We start from the raw sequence: 19,888 nt of genomic DNA on the forward strand, positions 1-19,888 counted from the left end.
AGGAGCCAGAGTTCATGCCGGAACCCAGAAGGTCAGATCACACCGATTACGTAGCCGTCAATCCGATCTTCTCGAGGCCTGGCGAGGATTCGGTTGCATCGAAGTACACACTCGAACCCGACGGCATGCTTCCCGAGACCGCCTATCAGATCGTCCACGACGAAACGATGCTCGACGGCAATGCGCGGCTCAATCTCGCGACGTTCGTCAGCACGTGGATGGACGATCACGCCACCAAACTGTATGCCGAGTCGTTCGACAAGAACATGATCGACAAGGACGAATATCCACAGACCGCCGCGATCGAAACCTATTGCTGGCGCATCCTTGCCGACCTCTGGCACTCGCCCTCCCCCAAGGACGCAATCGGTACCTCGACGATCGGTTCGTCCGAGGCGTGCATGCTCGGCGGCCTGGCGATGAAACGACGCTGGCAGCACGCACGAAAAGCCGCGGGGAAGTCCACCGAAAAACCAAATCTCATCATGAGTTCCGCCGTCCAGGTGTGCTGGGAGAAATTCTGCAACTACTGGGACGTCGAGGCGCGCTACGTGCCGATCAGCGAGGAACACCGGACCCTGGACGGTCACGATCTGGACAAGTACGTCGACGAGAACACGATCGGCGTAATCGCGATCATGGGTGTCACGTACACCGGGATGTACGAGCCGGTCCTGGAAATCTCGAAGGCACTCGACGCGATCCAGGAAAAGACGGGACTCGACGTTCCCATCCACGTCGACGGCGCTTCCGGCGCAATGATCGCCCCGTTCCTACAGCCCGAACTCGAATGGGATTTCCGGCTCCCACGCGTGCACTCAATCAACACCTCGGCGCACAAGTACGGACTCGTCTACCCCGGCCTCGGCTGGGTGGTCTGGCGATCGCAGGATCTACTTCCCGACGACCTCGTCTTCAAGGTGAGCTACCTCGGCGGCAGTATGCCGACCTTCGCGCTGAACTTCTCGCGGCCCGGCGCTCAGGTGATCCTGCAGTTCTACTTGTTCCTGCGTCTCGGCCACGACGGCTATCGCGCGATCCAGCAGTCCTCACAGGACGTGGCGAAATTCCTCGCCGAAGGAATCGGGAAGCTCGACGCCTTCGAACTGTGGAACGACGGTTCCGACATCCCGGTCTTCGCGTGGCGCCTCGCCGAGGGCCACACGTCCAACTGGACGCTGTACGACCTGTCGGACCGACTGCGGGGCAAGGGCTGGTTGGTGCCGGCCTATCCCATGCCGGACGATCTCTCGGATCTGACAGTGCAGCGCATCGTGGTTCGTAACGGACTGAGCATGGACCTGGCAGCCAATCTGCTGCGCATCATCGAAGAGGAAACCGCGTTCCTCGACGAACTCGACAGCCCGATGCCGCGGCCACGCGTCACCGAGGGATTCCATCACTGACGACGCTCACTGCATGAAGAGCGGCCGCCGGCTCCCTTTCGGGAGTCGACGGCCGCTCTGGTGTTTCAGGTGTTGCGCAGAGATCAAGCAGCGCAAGCAGGCGAGGTCAGACCTGCAACGCCGACGATCTGGCAAGCGGTGGTCTTCGAGAGCTTCCAGACGCCGTCCTCGTAGACGAACGAAGCCTGCAGACCCTGCTGCAGCGGCTGGCCGTTGACGACGATGTTCAGCGAAGCTGCGGCCGTCTCGCTACCCGTGTCGGTGACCGGGTCGAGGATCTCGACCTGCGCGCCGGCAGCCTTGGCGGCAGCGGCGACCTGGTTGATCAGCTCGGGATCCTGCTCGGCACCCTGGACGAGGTTGACCTTGTCTGCGGCCGGAACGGTCTCGTCGAGTGCCTGAGCGACCTTGGCGTTGAGCTCAGCGGACGTCGGCAGGACAACCTCGGACGTGGGTGCCGCAGCGGTGGTGGTCGTGGGCTTCGCCGAAGTCGTCTTGTCGGAGTCTCCTCCGTCCGAACCACAAGCGGTCATCGTCAGGGCTGCTGCGATCGCCACGGCTGCAACGGTCATCTTCTGAAGCTTCAACTTCTCAGTCCTATCCATTCGGGTGTTCACATTCGAGCGTCAGTCGAACATCGTGCTTGCTCGAGGATCGTCGACAACATTACCCAACGGTAAGCGGAAAAAGTCTAAGGACATCCTCAGAGAAGGCTGTCGACCGCATCTGCTACCTCGAGCACCTCATCCGATTCGGCGAAGGTTTTGGCTATTCCCGTTCCGCTGGAACGGGTTTCGAAGCGAACTGTCACCACTCCGTGCCCGGCACCCTGCACCCAACCGTGTCCGTATTCTGGATGCTTCACGTCCAAACCAGGGTGCCAGTAGCGCTGAGGGACGCGTGCGGCCACCGGAACGTCGAGTTCGGCCTCATCGAGGGCGCCCGTGAGAGTCTCGACCGGATAGCCGGGAACGTCCTGATCCAACTCGGGAAAAAGTGATCCTTGCCGAACGGTGGACAAACCCGCGAATCCCACACCGACCAGGCGAATCGGCCCCAATTCCTGTGGATCGATGACCTGTTTCTGCGCGGTCGCGATAAGGATTTGGCGGTCGATCGTGGCAAACGGCAGCGTCACGGATCGAGTCAAGATACTCATATCGGACTTCTTGAGCTTCAGTACGACGGTGCGAGCAGCTCTTCCGTCCTTCTCCAGCCTGGAAAATGCTGCACGACCACTACTTTCGACGGCCGCGCGCAATTGTGCCATCGTGACGATGTCTGCGGCGAACGTGGATTCCGCGCTGATCTGCTTGGATTCGGCACGCTCGGCGACCGGCCGATCGTCGATCCCCTGCGCAAGCCGATGCAACCCCGGTCCGACAGTGGTTCCGAGTATCGACGCCACCTCGGCTATGGGAGTGCGGGCAAACCCTCCGATGGTTTCGATGCCGAGACGCTTGAGCTTTTCCTCGGCAACAGGACCGATCCCCCACAGCTTTCGCACCGGAAGAGGATCGAGCAACTCGTGCTGCATCCCGGGAGGAATCACTGCGACGCCGTCGGGCTTTGCCAGTCCCGACGCGATCTTGGCGACCTGCTTACCTGCGCCGGCACCGATCGAGGCGACCAACCCGGTCTCGGCCTTGATCAACGCCCGCAGGTCCTCGCAAAACGCGCGGACCTCGTCGGCCCCGACTCCGGCCAATTCCACTGGTTCGCCGAAGGCCTCGTCCACCGACAATTGCTCGAGGATCGGCATACGAAGGCGCAACGCGTCGAAGGTGCGTTTACTCAGAACCGAATACAACGACATCCGCGGCGGCAATACCACCGCTCCGCCACCGACCATCCGGCGTGCTTGGTGCATCGGCATTGCCGAACGCGCACCGAAAACTCTCGCTTCGTAACTTGCCCCGGCCACCACTCCGCGCCCACCCAAGCCGCCGACCAGCACCGGCCGGCCTCGCAGCGTGGGACGCGTCAACTGCTCGGCGGAAGCGAAAAACGCATCCATGTCGAGATGCAGCACCCACCTGCGACTTCGTGTGGGATCACCTTGATTCATCGGGAGTTACGGTTCTCTCAAAAGTAGGTGCAGAATTTACGTCCGCGCCTTCTTCTTGGGCGACTTCTTCTTCGGCAGGGGTAGTACGTCGGCAGTCCGTTGAATGAAGGCGTGCAGGTGATCGAGGTCCTGCAGCCGTTCCTCCGTCACCCGGTAGTAATCCTTCGCTCCCGGGTACGGCGGAGCCAGATCGGCCTCTGATCCGAACTCCGTACTGACCTCAGTGGGTTTGACGAACAGAACGTCTCCGCAGATCAAGCCCACGATCTTCTCGTCGCAATACAATCCGTACTCGCCGAACATCGCCCTTGCCCGCACGTCGAGCGGTTCCAACTGCTCGAGAATGCGCGCCACGGTTTCCTTGCTCGTACTCATGAGAGCAAACTACTCCGGCACCCCGACATACAGACATTCATCGGGGAGCCGGAGTAGTTACGGCGGTATTAGACCTTCGTGATCGCGGCGCGGATACCGTCACCGAGATCGACGGCGTCGTCTCCCGCTTCACCCACCGAGAACGAGGTGGCCAGAACCTCACCGGCGATCAATTCGCGATGACGCTCCGCCCACTCCTTGCAGTCCTGCGGAACCTCGAGTACGACGTTGATCCGGTCCGAGACGTCCAAACCGGCGGCACGACGCGCATCCTGCAACTGACGGATACGGTCCTTCGCCCAGCCCTCGGCTTCGAGTTCCTCCGTCACGACGGAATCGAGTACGACGAGTCCCACACCGTCTGGCAATGCAGCCGTCGAATCAGGCTCGGCTGCAACCAGTTTCTGCGTGTACTCCTCGGGCAGCAGTTCGATGCCCGCCGCAACCACGACGCCGTCCGCGTTCTCGGTCCAGTCGCCCGCCTTGACCGCCTTGATGACAGTCTGAACGGACTTGCCCAGACGCGGTCCTGCAGCACGCGCGTTGACCGCGATCTCGAAGCGCCCGTGCACGTCGACGTCATCGGTCAGATCGACCTTCTTGACGTTGACCTCGTCGGCAATCAGTCCGAGGAACGGACGCAGACGCTCGGCATCCGGCGCCGCAACCGTGACCTCGGGCAGCGGAAGACGAACACGCAGATTCTGCGCCTTGCGCAGGCTCAGCACCGTGGAGCACACGGTCCGGACGTCGTCCATCGCCGCTACCAGCTCGGGGTTCGCGGGGAGCTCCGACGCCTCGGGCCAATCAGCCAGGTGAACCGAGCGCTCCCCGGTCAACCCGCGCCAGATCACCTCGGACACCAGCGGCAACAGCGGCGCAGCGAGACGCGTCACGACCTCGAGCACGGTGTGCAGGGTGTCTATCGCGTCGCGATCCTCGTCCCAGAACCGCGAACGAGACCGTCGCACATACCAGTTGGTGAGCGCATCACAGAACAACCGAAGCTCGTCGCACGCGCCGGCGATGTCGTTGACCTCGAGGGCCTCGGTGATCACGTCGCGGGTGGTAGCGAGCTTGGCCAGGATGTACTGATCGAGGATGTTCTCCGAATCGGTACGCCACACACCGGATTCCGGCGCGTACAACTGCAAGAAGCTCCAGGCGTTCCACAGCGGGAGCAACGCCTGACGTACGCCTTCGCGGATGCCCTGCTCGGTCACGATGAGGTTTCCGCCGCGCAAGATCGGCGAAGACATCAGGAACCATCGCATGGCATCGCTGCCGTCGCGGTTGAACACCTCCTTCACGTCCGGGTAGTTGCCCTTGGACTTGCTCATCTTCAGTCCGTCGTCGCCCAGCACGATGCCGTGCGCAGCAACGGTTTTGAACGCCGGACGATCGAAGAGTGCGGTTGCCAGCACGTGCAGCGTGTAGAACCAGCCGCGAGTCTGCCCGTTGTACTCGACGATGAAATCGCCCGGGAAATGGCCCTCGAACCATTCACGGTTCTCGAATGGGTAGTGCACCTGCGCGTACGGCATCGAACCGGATTCGAACCAGCAGTCGAGCACCTCGGGAACGCGGCGCATCATCGACTTCCCGGTCGGGTCGTCGGGGTTCGGGCGAACCAGGTCGTCGATCATCGGGCGATGCAGATCGGTCGGACGCACGCCGAAGTCTGCCTCCAACTGATCGAGCGATCCGTACACGTCCGTACGCGGGTACTGCGGATCGTCCGACACCCACACCGGGATCGGGCTGCCCCAGTAACGGTTTCGGCTGATGTTCCAGTCTCGTGCACCTTCGAGCCACTTGCCGAACTGGCCGTCACGGATGTGCTCGGGCACCCACGTGATGTCCTTGTTCAGCTCGACCATGCGATCTCGGAACTTGGTGACCGCGACGAACCACGAGGGGACCGCCATGTAGATCAGCGGCTGCCCACTGCGCCAACTGTGTGGGTACGAGTGCTCGATCGTCTCGTGCCGCAGCAGCTTTCCGGCAGCCTTGAGGTCCTTGATGATGACCGGGTTGGCGTCGAACACCATCAGACCCTCGTACGGCGGAACCATCGAGGTGAACTTTCCACCCGGATCGAGCGGCTGTACGACCTCGATACCGTTGGCCGTGGCCACGTCCATATCCTCTTCACCGAAAGCCGGTGCGAGGTGGACGATTCCGGTTCCGGAGTCGGTTGTCACGTAGTCCGCCGAGAGCACGACGTGCGCATTCGGATGTCCGAGGAAGAAGTCGAACGGCGGTGTGTACGACAGTCCGACCAGTTCGGCGCCCTTGTGACGGGAAACGACCTCGGGGTCCTCCCCCAGCTCACGTGCGTAATGAGCTACCCGTGCTTCTGCGAGCACGTACCGCTTTCCGTCCTCGCCGAGCACCTGGACGTAGTCGACCTCGGGATGAACCGCAGTGGCCAAGTTGGACGGCAGTGTCCACGGAGTCGTGGTCCAGATGATCGCGTTTGCGCCGTCGAGGGGTGAACCCGGAGCGACCAGCGGCATGTCGACCGTGACTGCAGGATCCTGACGCATCTTGTACGCATCGTCGAGGCGAGTCTCTTGATTGGACAGTGGAGTCTGCTCGTACCAGCTGTAGGGCAGCACACGGAAGCCCTGATAGATCAGGCCCTTGTCGTGCAGCTCCTTGAAGGCCCACATGACGGACTCCATGAAGTCGACGTCCAGGGTCTTGTAGTCGTTGTCGAAATCGACCCAGCGCGCCTGGCGGGTGACGTAGTCACGCCACTCGTCGGTGTACTTGAGCACCGAGGCCTTGCAGTACTCGTTGAACTTGGCCAGACCCATGACTTCGATCTCGGCCTTGTCCTTGATGCCGAGCTGCTTCTCCGCTTCGAGCTCTGCCGGAAGGCCGTGGCAATCCCAGCCGAAGCGTCGTTCGACCTTGCGTCCACGCATTGTCTGGAAGCGCGGCACCAGGTCCTTGACGTACCCCGTCAGCAGGTGGCCGTAGTGCGGCAAACCGTTTGCGAATGGCGGTCCGTCGTAGAAAACGAACTCTTCATTACCGTCCCGATTGGAAACCGACGCACGGAAGGTGTCGTCGTCGTCCCACTGTTTCAGGACTTTCTGTTCCAGTTCGGGGAACTTGACTCCGGTGTCGGCGGGGACACCGTAGTCGACTTTGGGATACCCGTTACTCGCCATGGCGATCTCCTCGTGCCAGTCGGAACTCGGCACGGGGACGACGTGACGCTTGTGCGCCGACACCGCGGTACCACCCCGTTTGCACCCCGCAGATCCGTGCTTTCACACCGGATCTCGAGCTGCCACTCGATCGAGCTGTGACGGGCTCACCCGTTCGGTTCTACTGGGTCCTCGACACGTACGAAAGCGTCGACAACCGTTCTTCCGAAAGCTCCCCGGTGATTGCCGGATCACAGCCTGGTATTCGTGTTGGACAGTCTAATACTCGTCCTGGACCTTGTCGGAACTCGCCCTAGGTCTTGTCGGGGGCACCCGGCGACCCGCCGTGGTTTCCCTGATTGTCGTCGTTTGCAGTAGCTGCATCATCGGACGAGGAATCCGAGGAACTCTCGACTCGACCATAAGACGACGACACGCCGCTGCCCGATACCGGGTCATCCAACGAAGGAACCGCCTTCCTGCTGGTCAGCGCACTGACCAGCAGGAGGACGGCACCTGCTACACAAATCGCGATACATGCCCACGCCCAGATCAGCGACCCTGTGGTCAGGGCAACGATCAGGAGAGCGAAGCCAACTCCCGCGAGAACCAACGTCACGACCAGCACGTATCAACCTTTGTCCGGTCCGATAGCTGAGCCGACGGGGCGCTCTCGGTCAGCTGTTTCCCTTGGCGAAGGACGGGCTGTAGGAATCCTGTCCACCGTCGACCGGAACGGCCGAGCCACGCTGTTCGAGCTCTTCGAGCTGCGATTCCAGGTAGGACTTCAGGCGCACCCGGTACTCACGTTCGAACGTCTTGAGCTGCTCGATACGGCCCTCGAGGACCGAACGCTGCTGGTTGATGGTCGCCATGATTTCGGTGTGCTTCTTCTCGGCGTCTGCCTTGAGAGCATCTGCCTTCTCCTGAGCCTGGCGAAGCTGGGTCTCGGAGCGAGTCTGAGCGTCGGTCAGCATTGCCTCCGACTTGTTGCGCGCATCCGCGATCATGCCGTCAGCCTTGCTGCGAGCCTCGCTCATGAGCTGCTCGGAGTTGGTGCGAGCACTGCCGAGCAGCTGCTCGGATTCGGTCTTGGCATCGTTGGTGAGGCGATCCGCCATCTCCTGAGCCAGTCCGAGGACCTTCGCGGCCTGCATGTGGGTGTCGCCACTCTGCGGCGCTGCAACGGCAGCGGCGGCGGGAACCGGAGCTGCAACGGGTGCAGGCTTGGGCGGTTCGACAACCCGAGCGGGCTCCGGCTTGGGCTGCGCTGCGACGGGTGCTGCCTGCGGAGCAGGTGCCGGCGACTTCTTGGCAGCCGCGAGCTCCTGATCCAGCTCACCTACGCGCTGGCGCAGGTCCGCATTCTCTTCGATGAGCTGCGACAGCGCCTGCTCGACGAGGTCGAGGAATGCGTCGACCTCGTCCTCGTTGTAGCCACGCTTGCCGATAGGCGGCTTGCTGAACGCAACGTTGTGCACGTCAGCTGGAGTCAGTTGCGGCATGGAAGGATCCCTTCACGCGTCATTTGGCGGTCTAGCAAGCATTCAGTTGCAACACAGTCTACGTAGTGGCGAACCACCGGATGAGTTATGGCTTCCATTCTGGCATACCACTCACTCGGACTGCGCTCAGCGAACAACCGACATCAGGATGATGACGATGAAAAGCAAGACCATGATGGATAGATCCAAGCGAACTCCACCGAGGTTGATCGGGGGGATCAACCTGCGGAGCAGTTTCACCGGAGGATCGGTGATCGTAAAAATGGTTTCGAGAATGACTGCGACCAATCCGGTCGGTCGCCAATCTCTGGCAAACGAACGAACGAACTCGACGATCACTCTGCCGATCAGCAACAGCCAGAAGACAACCAGCACCAGATAGATCACAGAGAGAAGCGCGTCCACACCCTCACTCTGCCTGACTTCTGCGGTGTGTCCAAAACAGACACACCGCAGCAATTCCGGAACCGGCCCGCATCGAGTCCGTCTTGTAACGGCCGGCGATGGGTCCGAATGCGGCGTCCGCCGAGACGGGCCGCCGTTCGAATGTGCTCACGTCACCCCTGCTCAGGGGCCGGACTGCGGTCGAGACCATCATTTCTGGCTGTAGAAACCCGTCTCCGCGATACGACGGCGTTCCTCAGCGGAAACGTCGATGTCAGCCGGTGAGAGAAGAAACACTTTGGTGGCTACCTTGTCGAAAGAACCACGCAATGCGAACGCCAGGCCGGCCGCGAAATCGACCAGACGCTTCGCGTCGGCGTTGCTCATGTCGACCAGATCCATGATGACGGGGGTGCCGTCGCGGAACCGCTCACCGATGGTGCGGGCCTCTGCGTAGCTCTGCGGACGCAGTGTCGTGATCTTGGCGAGCGGGCCGCCGTCATCGACAACAGGCGCACGTCGCGCTTCGGGCCGCTCTGCACGGGCGTCGACCGCGAGGTTTCCACGGCTTGCCGGACGCGGCGCCATCGCCGGGCGGCTACTGCGGCTGGGAACGGTGTCGACGCGGGGCCGGGAATCGTAGCGATCGAACTCCGCGTCCTCTTCGTCACGACGACTGGGCGCGTAGCTCGCCTTCGAGAAGGCAGGTTCGACGAACTCGCGGTCGTCGCGCTCGGCATAGCCGTCGTGACTACGACGGGGTGCGCGGCGAGCCTGATCGGGCTCCTCCACGTATTCGTCCTCGTAGTCATCGAGGGGAACCATGCCGAAGTAAGCCTTGAACTTATGCAGGTTGCTCATTGATCGACCTTCCTTGGCGCGGCGGAATCAATCCGACTGCGACCGGTCGCAGCGGTGTGGACGGGTTGGGCGATCACCTGAGCGATCACCTCGAGATTACTGGTCGTGAGCCGAGCAGTGCGGTTCCGACACGCACGCACGTTGATCCGTGGCGCACTGCGGCCTCCAGATCACCGGTCATGCCAGCCGAGAGTTCGGTTGCCCGGGGATGCGATTCGAGAATCAAAAGATGTGCCCTGCGGAGGATTTCGAACTGCTCGTCCGGATCTGATCCAAGTGGCGGGACGGCCATCAGTCCCGCAAATTCGAGACCTTCGGCTGATTCGATCCGCTCGGCGAGAGGAGTTAGCTCTCCCGTCGGAACTCCGCCACGCGCAGGGTCTCCGTCGAGACTTACCTGGATGAGCACCCGCAGCGGCGCTTTACGCTCCCCGTCGGACAAAGCTCCGAGCGCCGCCCGATCGAGTGCATCGGCCAGTCGTGCACTGTCCACCGAGTGAATTGTGTAGGCCCACTTCGCTACCGAACGCGCTTTGTTGCGCTGCAACTGCCCGATCATGTGCCAACGAACCGGATCGTCGATCGCGCCGCTCTGTGCAGCGCCGTCGAAGTCCGCGACCTTCTCCACTGCTTCCTGCTCACGAGACTCACCGAATTCACGGCAACCCAGTTCGTACAGGATTCGGGCGTCGGACGCCGGAAAGAATTTGGTAACAGGCAGCAGTGCTACGTCGGAAACTTCACGACCGGCGGCAAGGCAGGCGGCCGCCAGCCGCGCACGCACCGAGTCGAGTGCCGTCGATATTTCTGTCAGCCGCATATCCGTCTGGCGCATTTCTGCCTAGACGGTTTCCTGCGCTGCGGGCGCTTCCATCCAGATCACTGCAGCTTGACGCCCGGTCAGAGATTCTCGGCGATGACTGAACAACGCGCGATCCTCGATCGTGCACCGCGGGTCCTCGGCAACACCGGACACACCCGCGGCGAGCAACTGCTTACGCAGTCCCGCACGCAGATCGAGTCCCGGCGTGCCCTTCTCGGTGCGAGTTGCGCTGCCCGGCAAGTGCTTTTCCACGTCCGCACGCATCGCGGCGGGAACCTCGTACTGGCGTCCGCTCGCTGCCGGGCCGAGGAAGGCACCGATACGTGAGACGTCCGCGCCCTGTCGCACCATCTCCGCGAGGACACGCGGGACGATACCGATGCGGGCACCGATCCGTCCGGCATGAACTGCCGCGATCACACCGGCCTCCTCGTCGGAGAGCAGAACGGGAACACAGTCTGCGCTGAGGGTGGCGAGCGCCAGGCCGGGAACGGTGGTGACCAGAGCGTCCGTCACGGGAATCACTTCGTCGGTCGGTTCCGTCACGACAGTGACGTTGCGCGAGTGGATCTGTTCCATCCACACGAGATGGTCAGGCTCGACGCCTATTTCGCGTGCCAGACGACGGCGATTCGCCTCGACGGCTGCCGGATCGTCTCCGACGTGATCGCCGAGATTGAACGACTCGTACGGCGACGCGGAAACACCACCGGCTCGGCTGGTCACGACGCGGCGAATGCGGGTGCGGGTGGTCGACTTCTCGGTACTCAAGATAAGTGTGCTCACAAACGTCGAAAGTTGTCGTCCGGCTCAGACGTGACCGGACATCCAGTCAAGAACAGGGTACCCAGAAATTCCGGGCACCCTGTTCTCGAAACTGTTTGTAGCCCTGCGTCAGCGACGCATGAAGACAGGCACATCGACGTCGTCGTCGCCCTCGTCTTCCTGGACCGGCGCATGGCGTGGGCCACCGATCGGAGGCAAGCTACCCGAGCCCGTCGTCTCGCGCGCTGCGGAAATCGGCTGCTCGCCAGCAGGTTCGGCGGCCACCGGTGACCGGCCGACCTCACCCGCGCGCCCGGCGCCGATAGCTCCACGTCCCTGTGCGGTCGACTCCACGGGACGACGAGCCGGAGCTCCTCCGTCGAATCCCGCAGCGATGACCGTCACACGAACCTCGTCACCGAGTGAATCGTCGATGACCGTTCCGAAGATGATGTTGGCGTCGATGTGCGCGGCTTCCTGCACCAGCGAAGCCGCCTCGTTGATCTCGAACAGACCCAGATCGCTACCACCGGCGATCGACAGGAGCACGCCGCGGGCGCCTTCCATCGATGCTTCGAGGAGAGGCGAATTGATCGCAGATTCCGCCGCCTTGATCGCGCGTCCCTCACCACGTGAGGATCCGATGCCCATCAACGCACTGCCTGCACCGGACATGACACCCTTGACGTCCGCGAAGTCGACGTTGATCAGACCCGGGGTGGTGATGAGGTCGGTGATGCCCTGGACACCGTTGAGGAGAACCTCGTCGGCGCTGCGGAAGGCGTCCATGAGGCTGACGGCCGCGTCACCCAACTGGAGCAGGCGATCGTTGGGAATGACGATCAGCGTGTCGCAGGACTCGCGGAGCGCCTGGATTCCGGTATCCGCCTGTCCCCCACGACGCTTGCCCTCGAAGGAGAACGGCCGAGTCACGACGCCGACGGTGAGTGCGCCCAGCTTCCGGGCGATGCTTGCCACGACAGGGGCACCACCGGTTCCGGTGCCACCACCCTCGCCTGCGGTCACGAACACCATGTCGGCGCCCTTGATGACCTCTTCGATCTCGTCCTTGTGATCTTCGGCTGCCTTGCGACCCACTTCAGGGTCAGCACCGGCGCCGAGGCCACGGGTCAATTCACGACCGACGTCGAGCTTGACGTCGGCGTCACTCATCAGAAGGGCTTGCGCGTCCGTGTTGACCGCGATGAACTCGACTCCCTTGAGTCCCTGTTCGATCATGCGGTTGACTGCGTTCACGCCGCCGCCGCCGATGCCGACGACCTTGATTACGGCGAGGTAGTTGTGCGGGGGCGTCATCGGCTCTCGCCTTCCGTGTCGTGTTTCACGCTGTTTGTCAGTGCTGCTGTCTTTTTACTGCTGCTGTATTTGTAACTGCTGGTGTATTTGTTACTGCTGGTGTTCGAGATAAACTCTAAACCTCAACCACAGGGTTAGAGTTATGTCAAGTATTCGATCTGAAACGAAACGCTATGCACCGTCGTCGCGTTCCGCCATTAGGCGCGCCGAGACACACCGAAGTATTTGCCACGCACCGGCGCACGGGTGCACCGTGCGCTATCGGACCGTCGGAAGATCAGGACTGGACACGTCGTACGTCTGCCCCGGTTGAGTCAACAGAGGAAGCGTCACGGCAGCCTTACGATCCGAGTGCTCGACACCGCCCCAGTTTACGACGCGACCGTCGAGCAGAGTCAGCGTGACACTCGAAATCGACCGAGCGGCAACCTCTCCCACCTGAAATCTCAGATCCGGCGGCAACACCGACAACACCTCGAGCGCGGCAAGCGTCGGCTCGTCGTTCCATCCAGGCGTCGGTGTCACCAGACGCGGAACCCCCGGCGGCGGGACTCCCATCTCGAAGTCGACACCCTTCTCGTCCAGCAGGTGTGCCCCCTCGGGTGAGTCGACGAAGACAACCGGTACCCGTTCGGTGACGGTGACGCGAATGGTCGACGGATACATCCGCTGAACTCGGGCGGAGGCCACCTTCGGAATCGTCGCTACACGTGCGGCGGCGGCGCCGGTGTCGACCCGCATCAACGGCTGACCGGTCGGTACTGCCAGGAGCGAAAGGATCTGTTCCTCACTGACCGTCGTCGCACCGAGAACTTCGGTGCCCCGGACCGAGAGCACCGGAGACAACCAGGCCGTCAGCGCAATTCCCACCACCAGCACGATTGCCAGCGGTGCCACGATCAGCGGTCGCTTGAACCACTTACGAGTCGGCGTGGGTTCGGGAGCCGGCTCCGTCGACCGCGTCGAATATCGCGATTCGGTGCGAGTACTGCGCCGACGCGTACTGGTGGCTCGCCTGGCCTGAGGATCTCGACGCCCGCGACGACTTCGTGCGTCGGGTGTCATCGCGGCGCGGGATGCGGCGCCGAACGCAAAGCATCGAGGATCTGTTTGCCGAGCATGGTCACGTCACCGGCGCCCATCGTGATGACGATGTCGCCGGGGTGAGCCAACGCCGCCACCTGCTTCGGTGCCTGCGACAGATCGGGTTGATAGTGAACAGGTTTGGTGACCGATTGAGCGACAAGCGCACCGCTGACTCCCGGCATCGGCTCTTCGCGAGCACCGTAGACATCGAGAACCACTACCTCGTCGGCCAAGTCCAGTGCCTGCGCGAACTCCACGGCAAATGCCGCTGTGCGCGAATAGAGGTGAGGTTGGAAGACCACGATCACACGTCCGGCTGCCGAATTGGTCGACGACGAATCATCTTCCGGTCGAACCAGATCCGCGGCCGCGCCGAGAACCGCGCGAACTTCGGTCGGATGGTGGGCGTAGTCGTCGAACACCCGGACACCACGCTCGCGGCCGGTGAACTGGAAGCGGCGGTGGACGCCACCGAATCCGGCGAGCCCCTCGACGATCTCCTCGGTCTCGGCGCCCGCATCACGGGCGGCCAGCAGGGCGGCAAGTGCGTTGAGCGCCATGTGCCGACCCGGCACTGCCATCCGCACGGTTCGCGCGGCGCTCTCACCGGCCAGTTGGAACTGCAGGACTCCCCCGACGTCGTGTGCATGGAAGCCCAGTAGTCGGACTCCGACCTCGACGCCGTCGACAGGCTCGAAGGCAGTGCCCGCTTCTACTTCCTGCGCATCCGCTGATCCGTAACCGAGCACACGGATGTCCGAACGACCCGAGGCCACGATTCGCTTCGCGAGATCCGCAGATCCCGGATCGTCGAGGCAAGCAATCAAGAGTCCACCCGGACGTAGCTTGTCGACAAAATCGTCGAACACCTTCACATACGCTTCGACGCTGCCGAAGTAGTCGAGGTGATCGGCCTCGATGTTGGTCACGACGATCACGTTGGGGTCGTACTGAAGCAGCGACCCGTCGCTCTCGTCCGCCTCGGCGACAAAAACGTCACCGCTGCCGTGATGGGCATTCGTGCCCGCCTCGTTGAGTTCGCCGCCAACGGCAAACGAGGGGTCGAAACCGCAGTGCTGCAGGGCGACCACGAGCATCGAGGTCGTCGACGTCTTGCCGTGTGTTCCCGAAACCAGGAACGTGCGATTGCCCTGCATGAGTGATGCAAGGACAGCCGGCCGAAGAATCACCGGGATTCCGCGGCGAGCGGCCTCGACGAGTTCCGGGTTGTCCTTCGGGATAGCTGCGTGCGTCGTGACGACGACGGTCGGTCCACCTGGCAGCAGGTCGAGAGCATCGGCGTCGTGGCCGATCCGGACCTGTGCCCCGCGTGCACGAAGCGCCAGGACTCCTCGGCTCTCCTTGGCGTCCGAACCCGAGACAAGGCCCCCGCGGGAAAGCAGAATTCGAGCGATGCCGGACATACCGGCACCGCCGATTCCGACCATGTGTACTCGCTCGAGGTGGGCGGGCAGCGCGGTCATCGGTTTCCCCTTGCATTTTCCTGGACGGCGTTTTCCTTTGCCGCGATGTCGAGCACGATCCGTGCGATCTCTGTTGCCGCCGTGCGGTGCCCGACATTGGCAGCGCCACTGCTCATCTTGTCGAGACGCACGCTGTCGCTCAGCATCGGGACGACGGTGCCGGCGACGAACGTCGGCGTGAGCTCGTTGTCGGAGACGATGATCGCGCCGCCCGCTGCGACAACGGGTTTCGCGTTGAGTTCCTGTTCACCGTTGCCGTGCGGCAGCGGAACGTAAACGGCCGGTAGTCCGACCGCCGAGACCTCGGCGACCGTCATCGCGCCCGAACGACAGATCGTCGCGTCGGCTGCGGCATACGCGAGATCCATCCGCGAAAGATAAGGAACAGCCACATACGGTGCCGTCTGCGAGTACTGCGTGACCTCGAGGGAGTTCTTGGGTCCGTGTGCGTGAAGGACCGAGATCCCGGCCTTCGCCAGTTCTTCCGCTGCTCCGGACACCGCGTCGTTGAGCGACTTCGCGCCTTGCGATCCGCCGAAGACGAGCAGAACGGGACCGTCCTGAGGCAGTCCGAAGTACTCGCGAGCTTGCGAGCGGAGTCCCGCTCGATCGAAATTGGCGATCGACGCGCGAACCGGGATGCCGACGATCTCGGCGTCCTGATCGCCGCGGTTCTTCACTCCGGAACCCGGAACAGCAGCAAGCACCCGCGTCGCCAGGCGAGCACCGATCTTGTTCGCGATACCGGCACTGGCGTTCGCCTCGTGGATGACGATCGGAATCTTGCGGCGGCGCCGAAGAACACCGCCACGTGCGGCAAGATACGCCGGAAGCGCGACGTAACCACCGAAACCGACGATCACGTCGGCGTCGACGGAATCGAGTACCTCACGGGTCTTGCGCACCGAGGCGAGGATGCGTGTCGGCAATTTCACCAGATCCATCGTGGGCTTACGAGGAAGCGGAACCGGCGGAATGAGCTCGAGTGTGTACCCGCGGGCAGGCACCAAGGTGGTTTCGAGACCACGTGCTGTCCCGAGTGCGGTGATCCTGGTGTCGGGCTGAGCGGCCTTGACCGCGTCCGCGACCGCAAGTGCGGGTTCGATGTGACCAGCCGTGCCTCCCCCTGCCACCACTACCGACAGAGCCGATTTGTTGCCGCTCACCTACGAATTCCTCGCTCTCGAACTTCTCGTGGATCTTGTGCCCTACGTGTCGGCGCCTGCCGACGCTGACCATTCTGCCCTCCCGCGGTGCGCTTCCGTGACCCAGCGGCCGCACCTCGGTTGGAATCCGAGGAAGGGCGAGCGCCTTGATCTGCCCGCTTGCGTCGATCGCCCGTCTCGATCGCGCGCCGGCCGTCGCGTCCGCGTGCCGGTTCGATCTGTCGTGCGGGCTTCGGTCGACGGATAGGCCGGCCCCCTGACGGCGGGTGGTACAGCACCGGCTTGGGCAGTCTGAGCAACTTCGAGATCTTGCCGTCCTGCCCGGAGTTCAGAGCGGCAACTGCTTCTGGCTCGTGGCGCGCTGCATTGGCGATGACCCCGAACATGAACAGCGTGATCGCCAAGGACGAACCACCGGCGGAGACCAAGGGCAACTGGAGTCCGGTCACCGGCAGCAGTCCGATGACGTAACCGATGTTGATCATCGCCTGGCCGACGATCCAGGTAGTTGCGGTGGCCGACAGAAGCCGCCAGAACGGATCGATGCTGCGGGCTGCGATCCGCAATCCCGTGTACACGAATACAGCGAACAAACCGATCACCACTGCGCAGCCGACAAATCCCAGCTCTTCACCGATGATCGCGAAGATGAAGTCGTTGTGAGCGTTCGGTAGGTAGTTCCATTTGGCGACGCTCTGCCCGAGTCCGCGACCGAAAACGCCGCCGTCAGCGAGCGAATACAAAGCCTGCTTGGCCTGATAGTTGTTGCCCTGCAGGTCATCGCTCTTGTTGAAGAAGGCCTGGACTCGGTCGGATCGATAACCCGCCGTCATGGCCAGGACAGCGGCGCCGACAACGCCTGTCAGCGCGATCGAGCCGAAGAGTTTCAGTGGAAGCCCACCGAACCACAGCAAGGCCCCGACGATGATTCCCAGTGCGATGGTCGTACTGAGGTTCGGCTGCGCGACGACCAAGGCGAAGACCAGCATCGCAGCGGGCACGAGCGGAATCAGGATCGACTTCACGGATCGGTCGTCCGGACGCCTCGAGGCCAACAGATGCGCGCCCCAGATCGCCAAGGCGACCTTCATGATTTCCGATGGTTGCACCGAGAATCCACCGACGTTGAACCAGCGACGCGCACCCTGCGCTTCGGTGCCGATTCCCGGAATCAGGACGAGTACCAGCATGATCAGCACGACGACGAACAGCGGAAACGAATACTGCCGGAGCACTCTCGCCGGGATCCGCAGCGCGACGTAGAAGAGCACCGCCCCGAGAATCGCGAAGATCAACTGCTGGGTGAACAACGAATATGCCGAGCCACCGGACACGTACTGCTCGACGCTCGACGCCGACAGAACCATCACGAGCCCCAAGACAGTCAACATCGTGGCAATCGTCACCACCAGGTGGAACGACGCCAACGGCCGCGCCAACCAGGCACCGATCCGGGTCTTGGGACCCTTGGTCATAGCAAGTTCCCGGCTTGGCCAGGCGAATCCGTGAACGGATCGGGTAATGCGGCTACGGCGGCGGCGAAACTGTCGCCACGATGTCCGTAGCTGGCGAACATGTCCAAGGACGCGGCGGCCGGGGCAAGTACAACTGCATCACCGGGGGACGCCAACTCGGCAGCTTCGACGACCACTGCGGCCATGACGGCATCCGCGTCGGCACCCGACGGCAGCCGGATGGTGAGAGTCGAGTTGCTGCTGTTTTCGCTCACCACTTCATCGTCCCCCGACAGCACGTGCACCACGGGAACATCGGGCGCGTGTCGCGCCAGCGCGTCCTCGATCACACCGGCGTCACGGCCGAGAAGAACGGCGCCGGACAGTCTCGGCCCCACTTCGCTCACCAACTGCTCGACGCTTGCGCCCTTGAGTAGACCGCCTGCAACCCAGACGACGCGGTCGTGCGCGAGTATCGACGGCCTGGCTGCGTGCGGATTGGTGGCCTTGGAATCGTCGATGTACACAACGGACCCGACACGACCGACCAGGGCCCCTCGGTGTGGGCCGACCTTGTGTGCGGCCAGACCGCGTTCGACGACGTCGGCCTCGAATCCGAGTGCCCGCGCCAAAGCGGCAGCGGCCAGCGCGTCCATGACGCCTGCCGGGCCGGCCGGATCTATGGAAGCTGCTTCGGCCAAGCGGACGTGATCGCCGAAAGCGTTGTCCACGAGGTGCCCCGCTTCGACACCCAGTTCTCCTTCGCCCGGTTCACCCAATCTGAACCCGGTGACAATGTCTGCAGTTGCGCGAGTTCCCAGTTCGGAAGCGATTGCGTCATCGAGGCCGACCACCGCGACCTTTCCACTCAGCGCCCGCGACTTGGCCTCGGCGTACGCGCTCATTCCGCCGTGCCAGTCGAGGTGATCCTCGGCGACATTGAGGACCACGCCGGCATCCGGACGCACCGAGGGTGCCCAGTGCAATTGGAAAGACGACAGTTCGACAGCGAGGTACTCCACGCGCGGCGACGTCTCGGCGAGTGCCTCGAGTATCGGAAGCCCGATGTTCCCGCAGGCTCGGCCGACAACTCCGGCGGCGTCGAGAATCGAGGCCAGCATCGACGTCGTCGTGGTCTTTCCGTTCGTCCCCGTCACGACGAGCCATTTACGGGGTCCGCCGAAGTGCCCGCTGTGGTCGACGCGCCACGAGAACTCGACGTCTCCCCAGATGGGAATCCCGTGACCGGCGGCCGCTGCAAGGATCGGTGCGTCCGGCCGAAAGCCCGGACTGGTGACGACGAGCCCGTACTCGGTGATCGAATCCGGGGCATCCTCGATCGAGGTGGTGGTCACCATGTCCGCGCCGAGTTCGGCGCAGCGCTGCGCGAAGTCGAGGGTCGAATCGGCGACCGTCACGACAGCGCCGAGCGCGACGAGAGGTTCGATGGTCGCTTGACCGGACACCCGCCCTCCGGCGACCAGCACTCGCGTACCGCGGAGCCAGGACAGGTCGTTCTCGGAATCCGCTGAGCTGGTCATGGTTTTCAGCCTCCGAGCGCTGCGAGGTATTCGCTGTAGAAGAGTGCCAATCCGATAGCCGACGCAATAGCCGCCAGCAACCAGAATCTGATGATGACCGTGGTTTCAGCCCACCCGGCGAGTTCGAAGTGGTGATGGAACGGCGCCATTCGGAAGACCCGCCGTCGGCTGGACCGGAACACCGCTACCTGGATCACCACCGACGCGGCCTCCGCGACGAACAGTGCACCGATGACCACCATCAACAGTTCCGTGCTTGTGGTGATCGACAATCCGGCGAGCATGCCGCCGAGGGCAAGAGAACCGGTGTCGCCCATGAAGATCTTGGCGGGTGCGGCATTCCACCAGAGGAAACCGATGCACGCGCCGGCGCCGGCCGCGCAGAGCACCGCGAGATCGAGCGGGTCTCGTACGTCGTAGCAACCCTTACCGGGATTCGTCTCGCACGAGTAGCGGAACTGCCAGAACGTGATGATGACGTAGGCGCCGAGA

The 19,888-nt window shown here is 62.8% G+C and carries 17 protein-coding genes and 1 pseudogene; 1 reads left to right on the forward strand and 17 read right to left on the reverse strand.

Annotation, left to right across the window (positions count from 1 at the left end; all coding sequences use genetic code 11):
• The first annotated feature begins 14 nt into the window (after positions 1-14).
• A complete protein-coding gene (locus ABX74_RS26510; RefSeq protein WP_046378698.1) occupies positions 15-1,406 on the forward strand; it encodes a glutamate decarboxylase in 1,392 nt (463 codons plus the stop codon).
• Positions 1,407-1,489: 83 nt separating this feature from the next.
• Here ABX74_RS26510 and ABX74_RS26515 read toward each other — a convergent pair whose 3' ends face one another.
• From ABX74_RS26515 to ABX74_RS26600, 17 genes and pseudogenes are all read right to left on the reverse strand, one after another.
• Positions 1,490-1,978, reverse strand: coding sequence for a hypothetical protein (locus ABX74_RS26515; protein ID WP_372448908.1), 489 nt, complete (start codon positions 1,976-1,978; stop codon positions 1,490-1,492).
• Between the two features lie 131 nt (positions 1,979-2,109).
• Positions 2,110-3,474 carry a DNA polymerase IV gene (locus ABX74_RS26520; RefSeq protein ID WP_042452844.1) on the reverse strand — a complete coding sequence of 455 codons (1,365 nt, stop codon included), beginning with the start codon at positions 3,472-3,474 and terminating at the stop codon, positions 2,110-2,112.
• 36 nt (positions 3,475-3,510) lie between these two features.
• The gene (locus tag ABX74_RS26525; protein WP_003941748.1) at positions 3,511-3,849 is read right to left on the reverse strand and encodes a TfoX/Sxy family protein; all 339 of its coding nucleotides are present in this window, start codon (positions 3,847-3,849) and stop codon (positions 3,511-3,513) included.
• A gap of 68 nt (positions 3,850-3,917) precedes the next feature.
• The gene (ileS, locus tag ABX74_RS26530; RefSeq protein ID WP_020969853.1) at positions 3,918-7,031 is read right to left on the reverse strand and encodes an isoleucine--tRNA ligase; all 3,114 of its coding nucleotides are present in this window, start codon (positions 7,029-7,031) and stop codon (positions 3,918-3,920) included.
• A 292-nt stretch (positions 7,032-7,323) separates the two neighbouring features.
• Positions 7,324-7,638 carry a hypothetical protein gene (locus ABX74_RS26535; protein ID WP_047890076.1) on the reverse strand — a complete coding sequence of 105 codons (315 nt, stop codon included), beginning with the start codon at positions 7,636-7,638 and terminating at the stop codon, positions 7,324-7,326.
• Positions 7,639-7,687: 49 nt separating this feature from the next.
• Positions 7,688-8,515 (reverse strand): DivIVA domain-containing protein, encoded by an 828-nt coding sequence (locus ABX74_RS26540; protein ID WP_047890077.1) that lies wholly within the window; start codon positions 8,513-8,515, stop codon positions 7,688-7,690.
• Between the two features lie 126 nt (positions 8,516-8,641).
• A complete protein-coding gene (locus tag ABX74_RS26545) occupies positions 8,642-8,920 on the reverse strand; it encodes a YggT family protein (protein ID WP_003941780.1) in 279 nt (92 codons plus the stop codon).
• A gap of 189 nt (positions 8,921-9,109) precedes the next feature.
• Positions 9,110-9,760, reverse strand: a complete 651-nt coding sequence (locus ABX74_RS26555; protein ID WP_003941752.1) for a cell division protein SepF — start codon at positions 9,758-9,760, stop codon at positions 9,110-9,112.
• Between the two features lie 85 nt (positions 9,761-9,845).
• Positions 9,846-10,595, reverse strand: a complete 750-nt coding sequence (locus tag ABX74_RS26560) for a YggS family pyridoxal phosphate-dependent enzyme (protein ID WP_047890078.1) — start codon at positions 10,593-10,595, stop codon at positions 9,846-9,848.
• Between the two features lie 6 nt (positions 10,596-10,601).
• Entirely contained in the window at positions 10,602-11,369 is a 768-nt protein-coding gene (pgeF, locus tag ABX74_RS26565) for a peptidoglycan editing factor PgeF (RefSeq protein ID WP_047890079.1), read from the reverse strand.
• Between the two features lie 108 nt (positions 11,370-11,477).
• Complete coding sequence (gene ftsZ, locus ABX74_RS26570; protein ID WP_003941788.1) at positions 11,478-12,665, reverse strand: cell division protein FtsZ; 1,188 nt, start codon at positions 12,663-12,665, stop codon at positions 11,478-11,480.
• Positions 12,666-12,923: 258 nt separating this feature from the next.
• Positions 12,924-13,730 carry a cell division protein FtsQ/DivIB gene (locus ABX74_RS26575; RefSeq protein ID WP_019748870.1) on the reverse strand — a complete coding sequence of 269 codons (807 nt, stop codon included), beginning with the start codon at positions 13,728-13,730 and terminating at the stop codon, positions 12,924-12,926.
• The gene (murC, locus tag ABX74_RS26580; protein ID WP_019748871.1) at positions 13,727-15,235 is read right to left on the reverse strand and encodes a UDP-N-acetylmuramate--L-alanine ligase; all 1,509 of its coding nucleotides are present in this window, start codon (positions 15,233-15,235) and stop codon (positions 13,727-13,729) included. The genes ABX74_RS26575 and murC overlap by 4 nt, the downstream gene beginning before the upstream one ends.
• Positions 15,232-16,401, reverse strand: a complete 1,170-nt coding sequence (gene murG, locus ABX74_RS26585; protein ID WP_046378701.1) for an undecaprenyldiphospho-muramoylpentapeptide beta-N-acetylglucosaminyltransferase — start codon at positions 16,399-16,401, stop codon at positions 15,232-15,234. Before murG ends, murC begins: the two co-directional genes overlap by 4 nt.
• A complete protein-coding gene (gene ftsW, locus ABX74_RS26590; protein WP_019748873.1) occupies positions 16,398-17,876 on the reverse strand; it encodes a putative lipid II flippase FtsW in 1,479 nt (492 codons plus the stop codon). The genes murG and ftsW overlap by 4 nt, the downstream gene beginning before the upstream one ends.
• Positions 17,873-19,396, reverse strand: coding sequence for a UDP-N-acetylmuramoyl-L-alanine--D-glutamate ligase (murD, locus tag ABX74_RS26595; protein WP_047890080.1), 1,524 nt, complete (start codon positions 19,394-19,396; stop codon positions 17,873-17,875). Before murD ends, ftsW begins: the two co-directional genes overlap by 4 nt.
• Positions 19,397-19,401: 5 nt before the next feature.
• A pseudogene (locus ABX74_RS26600) lies at positions 19,402-19,888 on the reverse strand (phospho-N-acetylmuramoyl-pentapeptide-transferase); the annotation flags it as partial.

Origin of the sequence: Rhodococcus sp. ARP2 (assembly GCF_001029585.1) — a bacterium.
GTDB lineage: Bacteria > Actinomycetota > Actinomycetes > Mycobacteriales > Mycobacteriaceae > Rhodococcus_F > Rhodococcus_F erythropolis.